This window comes from Vogesella mureinivorans, from assembly GCF_007644035.1.
GTDB classification, from domain to species: domain Bacteria; phylum Pseudomonadota; class Gammaproteobacteria; order Burkholderiales; family Chromobacteriaceae; genus Vogesella; species Vogesella mureinivorans.
In genome coordinates this window covers 1-380 of record NZ_VMTV02000063.1, presented here as the reverse complement: position 1 = coordinate 380, position 380 = coordinate 1, and the positions used below count along the sequence as shown (strand labels likewise).

General features: G+C 69.2%; 1 protein-coding gene. It reads left to right on the top strand.

The features are described from left to right. Positions 1-106 precede the first annotated feature (106 nt). Positions 107-380 (top strand): FKBP-type peptidyl-prolyl cis-trans isomerase (locus FLQ44_RS01755; RefSeq protein ID WP_206208613.1); only part of this gene is annotated, 274 nt, incomplete at its 3' end.

Genomic DNA, 380 nt, shown 5'->3' with positions numbered 1-380 from the left:
GAGCAGGGCCAGGCCCAAGAGCCGGCGCGGCGCGCCGTGACGCGGGCCCGGGGGGCGGCTATCCTTGCGCGTTTCGTCCAATCCGATCACCAGCGAAGACCCCAGCATGAAAGTCGAAGAAAACCGCGTCGTCCGTTTCCATTACACCGTGTCCGAAGGCGGCCGCGAAGTCGAGAGCTCGCGCAGCGTCGGCGAGCCGCTGGCCGTGCTGTACGGCAAGGGCGGCCTGATCCCCGGCGTCGAGAAGGCGCTCGAGGGGCGTGAGTCCGGCGACAAGGGGCAGGCCGAAGTGGGCCCGGAGGAAGGCTACGGCCCCTACCGCCCCGAGCTGACCCAGCGCGTGCCGAAGAAGCATTTCAAGAACATGCCGCTGGCCGTGG